Below are 17103 nucleotides of genomic sequence, written 5' to 3' on the forward strand. Positions count from 1 at the left end.
AGAGAAATGTTCAGCTCGAAAATTTTTCTATTGAGAGATCTTGTGATTTGAAGCCTACCATTTTATCGAAGAACTTCTCTTGCTTCTTTTTTGGTTTCTTTCTTTTTAAGCTGGCCAATTCCCAGCTCTTTCGCTTCCACATTAAGGGCTTTGATCAGACTGAAAGTCATCAAAGCAATAATCATTGAAAATGGGAATGCCACAATAATCATTGTATTCTGCAACGCCTGCAGACCACCTGAGTAAAGAAGAACAAGCGCCGTAGCTGACAAGAAGACGCCCCAGATCATTTTCACTGTATTGCTCGGGCTGAGTGAACCGTTAGACGTCATCATCCCAAGAACAAATGTCCCTGAATCAGCAGATGTGACAAAGAATGTAATGATGATTAGAATGGTTAAAATCGATAGAGCTAAACCGAATGGATATTGTTCCAATAACCCAAAGAGTGAAGCTTCCAGCGGCAATGCCGAAATTACGGCAGCTCCCGTTCTTTCTGCTACAATCGCTGCACTGCCGAATGTCGAGAACCAAATGAACCCGATGAGTGACGGCACCAGCAATACGTAAACGACAAATTCCCGGATTGTTCTGCCTCTTGATACACGGGCAATGAAAATACCGACAAACGGTGACCACGCGATCCACCATGACCAATAAAAAATCGTCCAACCATTGATCCACGCACGTCCTTCTTCATTCATTGGAGCCATCCGCAAGCTCATATTGACAAATGTCTGGACATAGCTACCGAGGCTATCCGTAAATAAATTCAAGGTAAACATTGTCGGACCAAAAATCAGCACACAGATGAACAAAAGAGCCGTCAAGCCCATATTCGTGTTGCTTAAAATCTTTATTCCTTTTTTGAGGCCGGTTAATGCTGAAAGTGAAAACAACACTGTCAGCACGACCACGATCACGACTTGGACTCCAAAATTGGATGGAATACCAAACAGATAAGACAAGCCGCTATTGATTTGCGCGGTACCGAAACCAAGCGTGGTCGCTACACCGATGACAGTTGAAACAACCGCCACGACATCAATGGTTTTCCCGAGTAATCCATCAACGCGATCGCCAAGAAGCGGGCGCAATGTCTTACTGATCAACATCAGTTCACCTTTTCTGAACGTAAAGTAAGCGACTGCCAGTCCGACAATTCCATAGATGGCCCATGCGTGAATGCCCCAATGGAAAAATGTGTACCGCATAGCGTCCTTGACTGCTTGGTCGGTTCCCGTTACGCCGGTTGGCGAACTGATTGCGTAATGGCTGATTGGTTCAGCCGTCCCATAAAAAATCAATCCGATGCCGACGCCGGCACTGAAAATCATCGCAATCCAAGTTGGGCGTGAAAACTCAGGTTGTTCATCCTGTTTCCCGAGCTTAATCCGACCAACCGGGCTGAATAAAAGATAAAAACAAACTACCACAAAAAATCCAACCACCAATAAATAGTACCAGCCGAACTTGGCTGTGATAAAAGCCTGCATATTGCCGGTCACTTGCTCTAGCGCATTTGGCATGGTGATACCAAACGTGACAAGCACAATCATAATTGCTATCGAACTAAAAAAAACACCTGAAACTTTTTTCATATTAAAGTATAGCTCCCGTCTAAAATTATTAGCGGCGGGTTTACTTCAATTGGATAACACACTTAACCATGCAAAACCAATATAACTCAACTTTTTTTCATGAAGCAATTGCATTGAACCCATTAAACTGTTTCAGTCAACTAACTGACCTGAACAGCCTTCCACTTAACTAGTCGTTCTTAAAACCTGTCATATCAACCTCTTTTCCTGCTTATGTACACTGAAAACGAATGGTATTTTGTCAGCCAAAACCATCCTTTTCCTTATCCATGTCATTTTATTTTCCGAGCTAACTATTAAGTATACACGATTTTCATCATCATTTCATCTTCCCTAGCTAAATCAGACCTAAACTGCCGAAAAATTCTGACCAACTGAACAGCAATTCCTTACTGCTTTTTCGCTTCTTGTGCTCTTGATTCAAGCTCATTTAGAGAACCACTTATTTAGAATTGCTGTTTTCAAGAAATTTGTTCCAGTTAATAAAAAACTAAAAAAACCACACCTAACTGTTAATGCAGCAGGCGCAGTAATGGACAGAATCCCCACTTTTATATGTCGCGGCGTTAAAAGAGCGCAGCTGCAATCCAAGCCTTCCACGTCTTTCCCTTTAAACCGCTTATCCATCTGTTTTTTTTGAGTTGTGCATCGACTGGATAAACGCTCCGTTCTGTTGATTTTATCACCAACCGTTCCAGCAGCATCCTCCTTTTTTAACCATCTTGCGTGACACCTTCAATACCAAATCCCCTTTTACACTCTTTCAATACCAAAAATCAGTTGCTAATTCTCAAAGCTTTATCTTTATTCTGCAATACGGCTAAAATACTCAATGCCGCGAGAAGATTCGTTTTCGGGTTTTCTGGCATCGGATGGTTTTCGACTTGCAGCTGCATCTTGCCGAAATCCCCTTCTGCTTCGATGGTTTGGGTGTTTTGTTCAATGGCCGGATCAACGATGATGCGCATTTTCGTTTTTTCAATTCCAACGCTTGCCAATGCAAGCGTCATCGCTACGTTGATGTTCTTCGGAAATTGTTCGACCGCGTCTCCTCCCGTACCTTCGAATATTACTTTCTCTTCTTCTGTTTCCATGCCAAGCAACGCCGATGATTTTTTGGTCGTCAGCTGGACTCGCGCTAAGCCGCCAGCCGCTTTCACCGACTGCAGGACGTCGAGTCCCCCACAGCACTAGACGGCAAGAAGATAGTAGTTTCTGCAGACTCTGCTAAGCTTGTGACTTTATCCAAAAAATTCGCATCTTTAAACACACCAATGCTGCTGACAACGAGGTCTTTCTTATGGTCAACTACCTCTTTCAGATAGAGCCGAGCCGCTTCCACAGTAGCGGCTTCTACGACGATATCAAGCGGCAATTTCATATATGCTTGAAAATCCGTGTAAAAATCGGCTCCAAACTGCTCACTTAACCGATGGCCCGCTTCTTGATTGCGTCCGAAAACTGCAGTTATTCTTCCGTTAGTCATCTGTTTGGAATTCACTTGTTCCAGTAAGTACATGGCAATATTGCCTGTTCCGATAATTCCAATATTCATGGTTTTCCTCCTCACGTAATTGAATAAAATCTCTATAGCCTTTACTTGTTGTTATGCCGCTAAATTATCAAACTTCTGTTTTTTAAATTTGATCTATTAGGGTATATGATACCTATAAGAAAAGTAAAACCCGCCGATTCGTCAATTCAGAGCCAAATTATTCTTCATCCTTTTTCTATTTCTCCAAAAGTTCATACTTCCTCTTCTTTATAACCTTGCAGTGAGCATTTACTGCTCACCATAAAAATATATTCTGCCGGATTTCATACACTATAGGATGGTGTACTTTGTACATGGGCTTTCTCTTAGGAAGCACTAACATTCGTAAATAGGAATAAAACAAAAACCCGCTCTCTCTTTCTCATGGACGCAGTCAGTCTAAAACGAAAGGCGGTGCTAAGGATGTTCGAGGAAAAGAGATCTCGTTTTGTACTTGGCTGGATGACGGGCGCATCCATTGTCGTGATCTTTATCCTGCTGCAAATGACAGGAAACGTACTCCTCATCAGCGTTGCCATGCAATTGGTCTTCTATATCGTCTTGCCCTTATGGCTTTGCAGTTACCATTTAAAAAAGCGCGGTGTGAAACTGCGCCAAGTCTTTTTCTTCCGGGGCACAGCGCGTTGGCTGCTTCCGGTGCTTGGGCTCACCGTGCTGGTATTGGCGTTTTCTATGAGCATCTACTGGCTGTTGTTGCGGGCGCTTATGTCCGTTGCCCCGACTGCTGTCGAGTTTGCGCTCACCCCGCAGCAACTCCCTGACGCGCTATGGTACTTGGTCGCGACCGGCTTCATTTTAGCGGTCATCGCGCCGATTGCGGAAGAATTCGTGTTCCGCGGGCTACTCCTGACTCGGCTGATCGCGACCTTCGGCTTCTGGAATGGGATCGGCATGTCGAGTCTGATTTTTGGCATCTTCCACATCAACTTTTTCGGTGCCTTCCTATTTGCAGTAGTAGCGTCGCTGCTGTATTTAAAGACCGGCAATTTGCTCGTGCCGATTTTGCTGCATATCGCCAATAACGTGGTCGCCATGTACCAAAGTTTCGTCAATCCGTCTTTTCCAAAATGGCTGATGGTGACAAGTATCGACGACCTCTACGCGAAAAGTCTGCCGAACCTTATGGTGCTGATGATAAGCTTGGCGTTTTTGTTATTCATTATTATTCAGCTCGCTCGAGGCGCAGAAAACAAGATAGCAGAAGACCATAGCCTTTTGAAATGAATTCCTACTGCTGTGGAAGAAGCGGTTGCATTAAAAGAATTCCTTCCTGAATACTGAATAATTGAATTCAGACTTTTATAAAGCAGAACGATGAGTGCCCTCCTGCCAACGTTTACCTCTATTTCATACCGGGAATACAACTAAAAACAACTTATGAGGGGGATTACAATGAGCGATCACCAATCATCTGAACAAGAAGCGAACATTAAAAAAATGAATGAACTCCTTGAAGAAAAAAACAAGGAAACTTCAGACCAACAAGATTTCACCCAACAAGAACAAAAAAACCAATCGGTAAAAGATAGTGCGCGCATCCCGGATGAAAACAATAAGTTCACCAACAAAAACAATAACCGGACGCCTTAATCGTCTCGTTTGTTTAATTGCTAAATACCCATTTGAGGAGCGGGTTCCGTCTTCTATCGAAAATTTATAACGTAAAAACGACCAGCAAATTAAGATGGATTTGCTGGTCGTTTTTATTAACTTCTAAGGAGCATATGGAAAACTGGTGAGGACAGCTGCTCAAATCCATTTTGAAAGAAGGGTTACAATGGCGCATTTTATAATGCTGATTGGCCTGCCCGGAAGCGGAAAAACCACGTATGCCCGCAGTCTACTCCAAAGTGATAAGCGATGGATACATCTCTCGTCTGATGAAATTGCACAAAGAAACCGCCTGTCATGCAATTCCACCAACAACCAAAATACATTTGAAGCAATGTACCAGGAAACGGCTTTTCACTTGGAAAATGGAAATAATGTCATTTACGATGCAACAAACTTAGCCTCAAAGAGAAGAAAAAGCCTCTTGAACAGAATTGAAAAATTCCAGCCCGAAACAGAGGCCCTTGTATTTCTCACGCCCTATAAAGTTTTGAAGTCTCGCAATAGCCTGCGGCAAGATAAGGAGCGCGTCCCGGATTCTGTTATGGAGCGCTACATCCGCGCCTTTCAATTGCCTAGAAAAGATGAAAAGTTCAATTCCATCCGAATCCTATCCAACCCGCCGCTTGCCGGAATACACCCTGCAAAGCTTAAAGAACAAGCTTTTTCCTATGAGGAAAGCGAGGCTTTTTTTCGTAGCTTTAAAGAAACCAAGCCTATGACAGAAACTGCAGAAATGCGCGCCATTCTCCAACAAACTTGTAAAATGATAAAAGAAATCAAAAAAGAAGTTCCGGATACTGATGAACAGGAACTTCTTTCTTGGGTACTGTTACTGCACGGAATCGGCAAAGCATATACCAGGAAAAATCTGCCGATTGAACAAGATAATTTCTATGGCTACGAACATGTCAGTATGTACCTTGCTTATCCGGTTCTACTGGCTCTCGAATTTCCATTGCGATTGATCTATGATGTGTTGCTGCTGATAGACGAATACGAAATCGGCAAGGAATTAAAACGTGGAAAAGTGAAGCGGCGAATCGGTTTAGACAATTATGAACGACTGGAAAAACTATGGAGAATCACCGGTTGAATCCACTTTGGTTATGCTTCAGGATTGACGGATAGTTCCCGATTTTCCAACTCACTGACTTGATCTACCCCTGCGTTTTCTCCGCTTCATTTTCGATCCTTAACTATCTGATTTCAAATCCGCCCAAAGCAAACCCCATTCATGAATTTCATAATTCCTTGCACCGCTCTCAACATAGGGATCTTTTTGGACAAGAGCCTCGCAATCTTCATACGTTTCAGCATTGAATATCACCAAACCGCCTGAACCGTCGGTAAATCGGCCAAATGCCGATACATGGCCGGCTTGCTTCATCCCATCTAGGAATTCCAAATGTGCGGGTCTGACCAGATTTGATTTTTCCTGATCCACTAAAGGTAAAAGAACTGCGTAATAACTCATTTGATTGATTTCCCCCTTTTCAATACTGGTATGCTTTAGTTTTTCAAGGCAAGCTTTATATGTTTCAAATGATGCTCTTCGTGCCAGCACAGCTTCGCTAACTTTGTAGCGACACTAATTTCGCCATTTGTTTCGTGAGTGAAGACACGATCTAACTGTTCTTTCTCCACATGCTGCCCAAGTGCCACAATTCGTTCGTTTAGCCCTTCAAGCATCCGGATTGAACTTTCTACCGGCAGCTTGTTGTCCGGGAGTGCCACCCATTTTTCTTGATCAAAAGCAGGAACTGTGGGATTGTCTTCCGTCAATGCCAGTTTCAGGCGCTGATACATATTCAATTGCGAATCCGCAATGTGGTGGACCAGCTGGCGGACGGTCCAGCTGCCTTCTCTGTACGTCTTGCCCAATTGCTCTTCGTCCAACTTATCGACCGCTTCCCTCAACCGCACGGTATAATCTTCGATTTTCCCGAGCCACTCCTGGATATGTTCAGCTTTCACGTTGTCAGGAACCTGTAATGGTCCAATAGGAAATTTCACATCCATTTTTCCAGCCTCTTTTCCTTAACCATATTGGTGGGCGATGGTATTTACGCTTAATATATCAATGGGATCGGGTTTTGTAAACTGGCAGAGGGGATTCAAATCCCGATTACAGCATTCCTTCTTCGTATCACAATAAAGATGATGGGACTTGTTTTGTAATCCTGAATAAAACATAAGAATTGCTGGTGGAATGATTTCTATTCATCGAAAAGGGAAATTATTGAAAAAAAGACACACTCTTACATTGTAAAGAGTGAGTCCCTATATGCTTATGCTTTTACTCGGTAAGTTAAATTATGATCCTTTAAGGTTTTATCTTTTCCGAATAAGAAATGCTTTTCCATATCCGGTGAATATTTCGAGTTGATTGTTTGAATTCCTGTTGCTTCTGCTACTGCTCTTAACATAGCAGGCGACGCTCCACAACAAAGGCCAATATAATTAACACCAATGCTTTGGGCTTCTTTCGCCCATTCCGCTAATTCATACCGGTTATGATAAAGAGGATCTAAGGATGTCGGGAAAGTAGTTTCAGTCGGCAGGGTACAACTGCATCCGCCATCAGGCAAGTTAAAGAATGTTGGGTGTTCTTCTGACGTCCGATATGGAATTGGCAATCCTCCAACAAAACCTTCTACCTCTTCTCTGATTTTCTGAAGATATGGCTGCATGGTAGCCGGGCCGCGGAAACAGTTCATTCCCACCACTAATGCCCCTTTTTCTGAAAGAATTCGACAAGAGTCTTCTACCGTGTAACCGTCACGCAGTATATTTTCGCCCATTAACCCCAAGGTAACAACTGCTGGCAGTCCTTGTTTTTGAATTTCTTCTAACGCAATAACCGCCTCTTCGTGGTAGTAAAAAGTTTCAGCATTGATGAAATCTACGCCTTCTTCTTTCCCCCATTTGATCATCTCGGCAAAAATACTTCTTACTCTTTCCTTGGATTCAGCATCTTCAGGGTCAAAAATATTCGTATTTGAGATGTTTCCTGCAACTAATGCTTCTTCGGTCGGATGTTCTGCTGCTACTTCTTTTGCTAAACGGATCGCACTTCGGTTTAAAGGCTCAAGTAAATGTTCTTTGCCGATGATTCTCATTTTTTCACGGTGGCCATTATAGGTGAACGCTAACACCACATCGGAACCCGCATTCATGTAATCCCGGTATACTTGCTTTAAAGCCTCCGGATTTTCCAAAGCCACTTCTGGCACGAAAGACCCTGCTTGCAAATAGCCTCTGCGTTCAAGTTCAAACAAATACCCTTCGCCTACAATTACAGTGCCTTCATTTAATCGTTGTTCCAAACTTCTTTTCTCCGCTACCATCTAACCCGCTCCCTTTTTCTTTAGATTAAGGTCAGTGTAGCATCGGAGCATTGCTATAGCGTAACTCCTAAATTCTATCGTTTGCTATAGTTTCAAACTATAGACTAGTTCTTTCAGTCAAGATGGTTTCTTTCAGGTAGTCAATATAAATGGCTGCCAGCGGGCTGATCGGTACGTTTTTACGTGTAATATAGCCAACCGTAATGCGTTCATTCACTTTTAACGGAAGTGCCACAATGTCATTATCGTTGATGTCATAACTAATGATTCCTGTGGAAATCGTATATCCATTCAACCCAATCAATAAGTTAAATAAAGTTGCCCGGTCACTCACATGAATATTTTTCGGTCTTGAAATGGTGCTGAGCACCTCTTCAGAAAAATAAAACGAATTATAGTCCCCTTGTTCAAAAGAAAGATACGGAAAAGGATGCAAATCCTCCAGGGTCACATACTCTTGAGCCGCAAGCGGATTTGTTGAGCTGATAAACACATGCGGGTCTGCTTCAAATAGCTTATGAAACCTTAAATTTCCTTCTCTTAGAAACTTAGATATCACCTGCTGATTGAAATCATTCAAATATAAAATGCCAATTTCACTGCGAAGGTCTCTTACATCGTCGATGATTTCATAGGTTCTGGTTTCCCGTAAAGTGAATTGATATTCATCCCGCTCATAATCTTTTAACAATTTCACAAATGCACTGACGGCAAAGGCATAATGTTGTGCCGATACCGAGAAATGCTGCTGCGGGGGCTGGGCCGTATTGATATATTGATTTTCCAGCAAGTCTGTCTGTTCAATCACCTGTCTTGCGTACCCTAAAAACTTCGTGCCCTCAGAAGTTATCACGATCCCTTTATTGGTACGTGAGAAAATGGTAATCCCCAGTTCCTTTTCCAGTTCTTTGATGGCATTGGACAGACTCGGTTGACTAATAAACAATCGCTGAGCTGCTTTACTAATCGACCTGTTTCTCGCCACTTCGATCACATATTTCAATTGTTGGAATGTCATCTGCTTTTCCTCCCCGCTATTTACACACCCTACGGAGCGACACTGTAATTATTCAACTTCCCTGATATTAGTCGCTCCTTTAGTCTCATCGCTCTTCTTCATTTCCAGCATCCACTTCATTAACAATTCACGGTCCACCAAACGCACCTGGTTGGATGCAGCTAATTTTTTAGCTGGCTCAGTATAATAGCTGTTGGTGACGACCCAGCATTCATCTGCTTTGAAATGATTTTTGGCAGTCGAAATCTCCTGTACGGCCTTTAATCCCACATTCTTTTTGTAGCGCTTTGCCTGCACAACAATCTTTCGATTTTTGATTGATAAGATGAGGTCAGCACCGAAGTCGCCAGTAGTTGGTGTTAATTGAACTTGATATCCTCTTTCATGGAATAGAACCCGAAGATATTCTTCAAATTCTCTTTCCGTCATCTCATCTACGTTCCAGATCCCTGATTTTTTGAGTTTATTGTGTCTCAATGTCTTTTTTATAAGTCCCAGTAATACTGAACTTATAAAAAAGAATGTTAGAATTCCAATTAATTGAGGATTTGCAAGTACAATACTCCATATCATCTCAAGTCCCATTCCAAAACCTTCGGTAAACTTCATGATTTATTTATCTCACTTTCTATATGTATTTAGAATTCTCCACTTCTCAGAGAGAGAAAATCAGTGCTTTAGTTCATCTACAATTTTTTGAAGTCCAATTAAATTCCCTTTTCCTAAAGTGCCATAATAATTAACGTGCTTTTGTGCTGCAGTTAATGCCTTTTTAAAGTATTGTTCTCCGAAATCTCTTCGGATACTTTCAAATAAAAATCTATTTGTTTCATTATTAAATGCTCTTTTGTATTCTTCTCCATTCATCATAGCTAAAAAAATTGTGATGTATGCTTGAGCAGACCCTTCATTCATACCAGAAACACGATTAATTTCACTTTTCCCATCATTTCTCGTTAATTGTCCCGAGTAAACTTTCTTGGCTATCGGATAAGCTTCTTGACTCATTTTCATCGTAATTTTCATGTTTTTCCCCCTTTTTGCTAACTCTTAAGTGTTCAAACAATCTTTTAGGCCAATAATTAAGGCCTTTTCGTTTTTCTCAAGTAAAAAAATTCTGTTTCGGAGTTCTTATTAGCTATTCACAAAAATTTCTTACTATTTTATATATGAGTAAATCGTACCATAAACTATTAATCTTAAATACATATATTTCCCAGTTATAATGAATAAATTTGGGTTATTAAAAAATGGATTTTATATATAATTCTACAAAATGACTTACTGTATTTTAAGATTTTTTCCAAAACAAAACCGCTGAGCGGAATAAAATCCCCCAGCGGAACTGTAATTACGCTTATTAAATTCAATAGAATAAAGCTCTTACCTGCTATTCAGACAATGCACAGTGCACAATCAGCATTAATTTTAAAACTCTTCATGAGTAGCGGGATCCATATCAAACAGCCTGCCATCCGGCCGGGACAATCCAGCAATTGCACTCATCTCGGCTTCACTTAATTCAAAATCAAAAATCGCCAGGTTTTCCCGCTGCCGCTGAGGAGAAGTAGAGCGCGGAATCGACACAGAGCCGATTTGGTATTGCCAGCGCAGCACAACTTGCGGCACTGTCTTATTATGGTTTTGAGCAATCTTACCGACCGTTTCATTCGACAGAATATCTGCAGCTCTGGCAACCGGGCTCCATGACTGCGTTTGGATACCGTGCTCCGCGTGCACTTTCCGCTGTTCTTCCTGGTTAAAGAACGGATGCAATTCAACCTGATTCAAACTCGGCGTTACCCCCGTCTCTTGGACAATGCGCTCCAGGTGCTCGGGCAGGAAGTTACTGACACCAATCGACCGGACAAGTCCCCATTTCTTCGCATCAATCAATGCCTGCCACGCTTCCACGTATAGATCTTGATTAGGAAGCGGCCAGTGAATCACGTAAAGATCAAAATAATCCAAGTTGGAACGGTACAGCGATTCCTGAATCGCCACCAATGCTTTCTCGTAATTGTGATAACGGCCTGGCAGCTTAGAAGTAATCCACAATTCCTCACGGGAAATGCCGCTGCGCTTGATGCCTTCCCCCACGGCTCCTTCGTTCTCGTAATTATACGCTGTGTCGATCAACCGGTAACCCGCATTGATTCCACTGCTGACTGCGTTCGCCCCTGCATTGCCCCACAGTCCATATGTACCGAGTCCGGTAACCGGCAGCATCGTCCCATCGTTCAAGGTCACTTCTGGTATTACTTTCTCCATTCACTTTCACTCCTCTCATTTCTATTTTCAGATTACGCTTACATCATCCCAAACTCAAACTATTCGACCCTTGATATTTAAACAAAAATCTTTAGCAAATCAAATTTGGCTTTGAATAAAATCTCTATTGCTCTGCTCAATATAAAGATTATATTTTCCAAATTATTTATGTTTAACGCATAATATTGACTCTTCCACATTACTCTAAAACTAAAATAATAATTCGCTTCATCGCTGAATAGGCTGGTATCTTATTCCCGAAGTTAAGGCGCGGTCCAATTGCTAGTTCCACACATCTTTTTTCGAGTACGCAGACCCATTCATTCATTCTTTCCGTAATGCGGATATGACTTTCCGCCGACAGTCGTTATTTGGAAGCTGCTTTTAAAAGCCTTAATCAAATACAGGTACAATTGATCGGCCACTCTTCAATATAAGGAAATATTTACTATAAACAGCATAAATCATGTTCCATAATCATCCAACTGATGGTACTATTTATTAGATGTTATAGTAGAAAAGGAAGATGAGGTAATAAAAATGAAAAAGAAAAAATTAATGAGTTTGATGTTTGTTGGTTTGATTACAGGTCTTCTAGCAGGCTGCGGATCAGAAAATCCTAGCGCTACTGTAGATGACTTTCTGACTGCCGTTCAAAAAAATGATTTTGAAAAAGCAGGTTCGTATGTTCAAGGCGGTACTGAAAGTTTGACTACTGATCAAGAAGCGGCTGATGAAGCTGATGAAGAATTAGCAATGACCTTATTTGAAAACATTTCTAAGAATTATGACTTTGAAAAGACTGAAGAAGTATCAGTTGATGGTGATAAAGCCATTATAAAGACTGAAATTACATCTCTTGATATGGGAAGCGTTATGACCAGCACAATGGCTGAAATTATGCCTTTAGCTTTTGCCAGTGCTTTTGATGAAGAAACTCCAGAATCAGAAAAAGCCTTTGAAGAAATGGCTGAAAAGACTATGGTTAAATATATGACTGCAGAGGATGCTCCTCTCGTTACAAGGTCGGTAGAATTAAACTTAGAAAAAGATGATGAAGGAAACTTTAAAATTGTAGATGACGAAAACTTGGAGGAAGCTATCTTCGCTAATATCTCCCAGCTAGAAGATATGTTCAGCGAAGAAGACAGTGAGTCTTGGACAGAATCGGAAGAAACAGAAGAAGAACAACCGGAGCAAACTTCTGAAGTGTTGTCTGTTGTAGCCGAGAATAAATCGTATGATGCAAAGCCGATAAACGTTACATTGGAAGAAGTATCATTCAAAAAAGCGAGCAATGTCTCAGAGGATCAGCAGTTCGACATAAACAATATGTATACGGACGAACCAATAGGGGCAGAGTTTAATTATTTTTATATTAAATACACTGCAGAAAATACTTCTGATCAAGATGTAACTTTTAGCGGAATCAATGAAATCGTTTTGTTCTCAGAAGGTAAACAAGAAAAAATTGACGTTGCATACGATTGGAAAGATTTTATTGATTACGATGAAGCGCAGGATACAGACTATTATGGGGCTGTAAGTAAAACTGGAGAGGTTGGGGTAGTAATTAAAACTGATCCAACTAAAGTGGAAAAGGTCAGGGTTGTGATAAGCGAATCAATTTCAACTGAGACTTACGAAACGCTTTCAGATGCACAGAATATTGAATTTGAAATAACTAACTAAGACATTTCAAGCAATCATTAGACTGATCCCACATACGTGGAGCACCACCAGACCAATTTGTGATTTCCTACTCTAGAAGGGTTAAATCCCGTCATGCGAGAACACTAACTCGATACACTCTCCTTTCAACATGATCGTGGTGCTACTGTGCCGGCAAGGGCGGGCTATCAAAGAACCGCGCTTAATCGAACTAGTCTTCTCTTATGAACAAGCGATCCAAAAATGCCAGACACCAAATTCCGAATCCTATTGGTGATTAGTATTAGTAATGAAAAACACCCTTTACTGAAAAGTCGACATGCAGATGTCAACCACTCAGTGGAGGGTGTTTTTCATTAGTTTTACTTCCCTAAGCAGTGATTTCTACTTAGTAAGGCTACAGTTCAACGTACTCACCTCACACTAACTAAATCTATAAAGGTATTATAATAAATGCTGGTATAATCGTAATTATTATAAATTGATGTATATACCAACAAACAATTTCACTTTCTAAGCAGATGCAACTTCTATGAACCAGTAAAAAATTACTTCTGGTACGGAATGCTTTCATTTTTGTTATTCATCTCGCCTGCTATTCCACTACAAATAGTTTTCCTCCATGGTCTGCTGTATTCACAGAAATCGTTTCCCGGTTTTCCAACTGGATGGCCGCCTTTTCGTCTTCGTAGCGTTCATCCACATAGATGAACGTATACCCATCTGCTTCAGCAGAAATAACGAAGTCATTCTTCTCTACCTGCAGATCCAATAAACCATAACCGCCCTTTGAATATTCATAAATCGCAATCGCCGGCATGTTGTCTATGGTAAGGGCGAACACCGTCAGTTCTCCCTCGATCCATTCATCTTGTTTCGTTATCTCGACGTCGTCCTTGTCCAAGGTATAAGCTTCTCCGTAAGTGAATTCGAGTTCTCGCCACAATTCCTGTTGAGTCGGGAATCCCCCATCTGTCCAATGGCTTACTTGCTGGACTTCGTCATTGTCATCGACATGCAAGGTCACGCCTATATCTGGTGTTTCTTTATCACTAACATCAAAAACCCCTACCGTATAACCTGCTTCGTAATACTCTGGAATGACTGTGAATTCACGGTCCGGATAATTGGTTTCCAAGTACTCACTGACCTGCTCGTATCTCTCTGCATGGATACTGACTTGCAAGTAGGGATAATAAGCAACAGACCCGATGTACCCCGCAACCAATATACAAGTCAGGCCAATTGCCCATTTTTTTCGCTTTCTAAAGAGGATCCAAACTACCACCACCACGAACAAAACTGCAACTCCAATAAGAAAAAACGTTATGGTTTCACTGGGGTTCATCTCATTCACCTCTCATTTCTCGTTTCTTTAACGTTCGTCACCTTTATCCCATCTTCCCTCAAATCAGCAGATTTAAATGTTCTAGTTCAATTCTGATAGTATACAACTTCATCAGTTGCTCACCCATCCAGCTGATTTCAGTAAGAATCCCTAAACAACTTTTGTGTTCAAGCTTTATTGTAACTGTTTGAAGAAATCACCTTTCGGGAAATGTAGGAGGAATAATATACTGGAATAAGCCAAATTTGCGAAGGAGTGGTCAAGTTGATCAATAAACTCGGGCAAGTGATGGTGTATGTGGAGGATCAGGACAAAGCAGTAAAGTTTTGGACGGAAAAAGCAGGATTTGCCGTAATTGCAGATGAAGGTTCGAAAGACCAAGGATTAAGATGGATCGAAATTGCCCCTACCAAAGAAGCTGAGACAACGATTGTGCTGCATGACAAAGAAGTAGTTTCGAAACTGTCACCCGAGTTGGAGCTCGGCACCCCATCTTTAATGTTTTATACTGATGGGGTTGAGCAGCTGTATGCGGATTTTGAAGAACGAGGCGTTATGACTGGCGAATTGGTAGACATGGGCGCCGGCAGAAGCTTTAATTTTGCGGATGATGAAGGCAACTACTTTGCGGTGATGGAAAGAGCCTAAAATGGATGCTGACAACAAAATCCATGAAGTAAAGGAACATTTTTACTTCATGGATTTTTTAGCGGTTATTGCAGTATGTGTATACCGATTCATCGGAAGAGACTTACCCAAAAAGTTCAAAAGAAGACAGACTCCACATGCTCAATTGTACAGATGATTCCTCGGTCTTGACCAGCTTTATTCTATTACTTTCAGCGTCATACTATCGAACTCACTAAGATTTTTCTTATAGGGGCAGTTACCGTTTTGTTTATGGCTGGCGTGGGTACATATGGAACAAATACAAATTCTGGAGGAATCAGCCGTGAAGAAGAAAAGCATTTCAATGTTGCTGGCATTCGGGTTATTAGCTGCATCTCCCCTCTCTTTTCAACCGGTAGAAGCCACAGGTCATGCAGCTGCAGTTAAGGAAGACAAACTGCCGGCCCGACTTGAAAATTTAATGGCCATCGCCCCGGAGCATCAGTTTATTTTGCGCAATGGAAGTGCACGCATTGAAGTGGAACTTCTCCAATGGACATTGAATCAGTATGGACTAAAAACAGCGGTTGATGGAATTTTTGGACCCGGGACAGAAAAAAATGTTCGGCAATATCAGGCAGATAAAGGCTTGAAAGTTGATGGGGTCGTCGGCACTTACACATGGGCAGCACTATACGGGGAACATGAAAAACCTTTAGATCCAGAAGGAAAACTGCCGGCCAATCTCAGAAATTTAATGGATATTGCACCGGAGCATCAATTTATACTGCGTGAAGGAAGTGCGCGCATTGAAGTGGAACTTCTCCAATGGACATTAAATGAGTATGGACTCAAAACAGCGGTTGATGGAATCTTCGGATCCGAAACCAACAAAAATGTCCGGCAATACCAGGCAGACAAAGGATTAAAAGTCGATGGCATTGTGGGCGAGAATACATGGGTGGCCATATACGGGGAATATTAGAAAACTTTATCTCCGTAGCATGGTTCCTGTAAGAAATTCATTTAAGTTTTGTATATTGTGTACCCATAATAAGAAATGCCCATCCGCAAAATCGGATGGGCATTTTCATTTAAACATAATGCTTCATAGGAAGCGATAGGAACATAAGCGTCGTCAGCACCAGATACTGGTCGCCTACCAAGCCGCTGAGCAAGTTCCAGCCGAATGATACTTCCTCGCCAGATGGGATAATGCCGGCAAAAAACTCAACGATTTCAGTTGCCACGACGACCAGGAAAAACGCTGTTACCAAAGACATCGCAATGTCTGTTAATGAAATGTTCCGGTCAAAAAATATCGTTTTCAAGTTTTCTTTACGTAATAGCTCCTCCTGCTCGGCAATTCCAGACAATTCAGCTGTCCGCCGTAAGCCGCTCCTCCGTCAATCCCAATGATCCGATTGTCACCAAAATAGACATCGTAATTGTTTGTTCCCCGCAGCAAAAACGCCGGTGTATGACCGAACACAACCGTTTTGTTGCCTGAATAGACCTTATAAAATTCCTCGCGAATCCATATGAGGATAAAAGGATCTGTTTGCTGAACCGGCTTACCCGGCTGAACGCCCGCATGTACAAAAACATACTCATCTGTCTCATGGTAATAATCCATTTCCTTAATAAAATCGATGTGCTTCCAAAAGACATCTGCCGTTGGAAGTGTCATGTCTTTTATTAAAGAATCGTAGCTTTGCAATGTCGGAAGCGCCCCGTTTCTGGCCCAGCTCACCTTCGCATCGGGTTCATCCTTTGCCGCGTCCAGCATCATCTGATCATGATTGCCCCTTAATACAATGGCGCCTTGTTTTTTCAATTCGATGACCCGCTCCAAAACCCCTTTTGCATCCGGACCACGATCTACGTAATCGCCCAGTAAAATCAACTGATCTTCGGTGGCATCAAATTTCGTCTTCTGCAGCAGTTTATCAAAAAGTTCAAGCTCTCCGTGAATATCACTTATAATTAAGGTTCTTTTCATCGTGCCCACCCCTCTGCACTTATTTTACTGAAACTACCATAAATCGTAAAAAAACACCCGCACTTAG

General features: G+C 41.7%; 19 protein-coding genes. 6 read left to right on the top strand and 13 right to left on the bottom strand.

What is annotated here, in order from left to right:
• Positions 1 to 62: 62 nt before the first annotated feature.
• The 3 genes from FQV26_RS13265 to FQV26_RS19045 form a co-directional block, all read right to left on the bottom strand.
• Positions 63 to 1601 (bottom strand): glycine betaine uptake BCCT transporter, encoded by a 1539-nt coding sequence (locus FQV26_RS13265; RefSeq protein WP_146558023.1) that lies wholly within the window; start codon positions 1599 to 1601, stop codon positions 63 to 65.
• 776 nt (positions 1602 to 2377) lie between these two features.
• Positions 2378 to 2761: an aspartate dehydrogenase domain-containing protein gene (locus FQV26_RS19040; protein ID WP_261384340.1), complete on the bottom strand. Its 384-nt coding sequence runs from the start codon at positions 2759 to 2761 to the stop codon at positions 2378 to 2380.
• Positions 2758 to 3156, bottom strand: a complete 399-nt coding sequence (locus FQV26_RS19045; RefSeq protein ID WP_261384341.1) for a Gfo/Idh/MocA family oxidoreductase — start codon at positions 3154 to 3156, stop codon at positions 2758 to 2760. Before FQV26_RS19045 ends, FQV26_RS19040 begins: the two co-directional genes overlap by 4 nt.
• A 402-nt stretch (positions 3157 to 3558) precedes the next feature.
• On the opposite strand from FQV26_RS19045, the gene FQV26_RS13275 reads away from it, so the two are divergent.
• From FQV26_RS13275 to FQV26_RS13285, 3 genes are all read left to right on the top strand, one after another.
• Positions 3559 to 4380 carry a CPBP family intramembrane glutamic endopeptidase gene (locus FQV26_RS13275; protein WP_186759939.1) on the top strand — a complete coding sequence of 274 codons (822 nt, stop codon included), beginning with the start codon at positions 3559 to 3561 and terminating at the stop codon, positions 4378 to 4380.
• A gap of 168 nt (positions 4381 to 4548) precedes the next feature.
• Entirely contained in the window at positions 4549 to 4746 is a 198-nt protein-coding gene (locus FQV26_RS13280) for a hypothetical protein (RefSeq protein ID WP_146558025.1), read from the top strand.
• A 187-nt stretch (positions 4747 to 4933) separates the two neighbouring features.
• Complete coding sequence (locus FQV26_RS13285) at positions 4934 to 5863, top strand: ATP-binding protein (RefSeq protein WP_146558026.1); 930 nt, start codon at positions 4934 to 4936, stop codon at positions 5861 to 5863.
• A gap of 99 nt (positions 5864 to 5962) precedes the next feature.
• On the opposite strand, the gene FQV26_RS13290 is transcribed toward FQV26_RS13285, so the two are convergent.
• The 7 genes from FQV26_RS13290 to FQV26_RS13320 form a co-directional block, all read right to left on the bottom strand.
• On the bottom strand, positions 5963 to 6244 hold the full coding sequence (locus FQV26_RS13290) for a YciI family protein (RefSeq protein WP_146558027.1): 282 nt from the start codon (positions 6242 to 6244) through the stop codon (positions 5963 to 5965).
• A 35-nt stretch (positions 6245 to 6279) separates the two neighbouring features.
• Complete coding sequence (locus FQV26_RS13295; RefSeq protein ID WP_146558028.1) at positions 6280 to 6789, bottom strand: YfiT family bacillithiol transferase; 510 nt, start codon at positions 6787 to 6789, stop codon at positions 6280 to 6282.
• Between the two features lie 269 nt (positions 6790 to 7058).
• Positions 7059 to 8117, bottom strand: a complete 1059-nt coding sequence (locus FQV26_RS13300; RefSeq protein ID WP_146558029.1) for a homocysteine S-methyltransferase family protein — start codon at positions 8115 to 8117, stop codon at positions 7059 to 7061.
• A gap of 97 nt (positions 8118 to 8214) precedes the next feature.
• Positions 8215 to 9135 carry a LysR family transcriptional regulator gene (locus FQV26_RS13305; protein ID WP_146558030.1) on the bottom strand — a complete coding sequence of 307 codons (921 nt, stop codon included), beginning with the start codon at positions 9133 to 9135 and terminating at the stop codon, positions 8215 to 8217.
• A gap of 48 nt (positions 9136 to 9183) precedes the next feature.
• Positions 9184 to 9744, bottom strand: coding sequence for a restriction endonuclease (locus FQV26_RS13310; RefSeq protein WP_261384342.1), 561 nt, complete (start codon positions 9742 to 9744; stop codon positions 9184 to 9186).
• Between the two features lie 60 nt (positions 9745 to 9804).
• Positions 9805 to 10161 (bottom strand): hypothetical protein, encoded by a 357-nt coding sequence (locus FQV26_RS13315; RefSeq protein ID WP_146558031.1) that lies wholly within the window; start codon positions 10159 to 10161, stop codon positions 9805 to 9807.
• Positions 10162 to 10563: 402 nt separating this feature from the next.
• Positions 10564 to 11406: an aldo/keto reductase gene (locus FQV26_RS13320; RefSeq protein ID WP_146558032.1), complete on the bottom strand. Its 843-nt coding sequence runs from the start codon at positions 11404 to 11406 to the stop codon at positions 10564 to 10566.
• A gap of 540 nt (positions 11407 to 11946) precedes the next feature.
• Here FQV26_RS13320 and FQV26_RS13325 point away from each other — a divergent pair.
• On the top strand, positions 11947 to 13098 hold the full coding sequence (locus FQV26_RS13325) for a hypothetical protein (RefSeq protein ID WP_146558033.1): 1152 nt from the start codon (positions 11947 to 11949) through the stop codon (positions 13096 to 13098).
• A 574-nt stretch (positions 13099 to 13672) separates the two neighbouring features.
• Here the strand turns inward: FQV26_RS13325 and FQV26_RS13330 are convergent.
• Entirely contained in the window at positions 13673 to 14425 is a 753-nt protein-coding gene (locus FQV26_RS13330) for a hypothetical protein (protein WP_146558034.1), read from the bottom strand.
• Between the two features lie 264 nt (positions 14426 to 14689).
• On the opposite strand from FQV26_RS13330, the gene FQV26_RS13335 reads away from it, so the two are divergent.
• Together FQV26_RS13335 and FQV26_RS13340 are read left to right on the top strand one after the other, a co-directional pair.
• On the top strand, positions 14690 to 15073 hold the full coding sequence (locus tag FQV26_RS13335) for a VOC family protein (protein ID WP_146558035.1): 384 nt from the start codon (positions 14690 to 14692) through the stop codon (positions 15071 to 15073).
• 304 nt (positions 15074 to 15377) lie between these two features.
• A complete protein-coding gene (locus FQV26_RS13340) occupies positions 15378 to 16019 on the top strand; it encodes a peptidoglycan-binding domain-containing protein (RefSeq protein ID WP_222433902.1) in 642 nt (213 codons plus the stop codon).
• 109 nt (positions 16020 to 16128) lie between these two features.
• Here FQV26_RS13340 and FQV26_RS13345 read toward each other — a convergent pair whose 3' ends face one another.
• Entirely contained in the window at positions 16129 to 16317 is a 189-nt protein-coding gene (locus tag FQV26_RS13345; RefSeq protein ID WP_222433903.1) for a hypothetical protein, read from the bottom strand.
• A gap of 44 nt (positions 16318 to 16361) precedes the next feature.
• Positions 16362 to 17036 carry a metallophosphoesterase family protein gene (locus FQV26_RS13350; RefSeq protein ID WP_146558038.1) on the bottom strand — a complete coding sequence of 225 codons (675 nt, stop codon included), beginning with the start codon at positions 17034 to 17036 and terminating at the stop codon, positions 16362 to 16364.
• Positions 17037 to 17103: the final 67 nt, after the last annotated feature.

The organism is Planococcus sp. CPCC 101016 (assembly GCF_007859295.1).
GTDB lineage: Bacteria > Bacillota > Bacilli > Bacillales_A > Planococcaceae > Planococcus.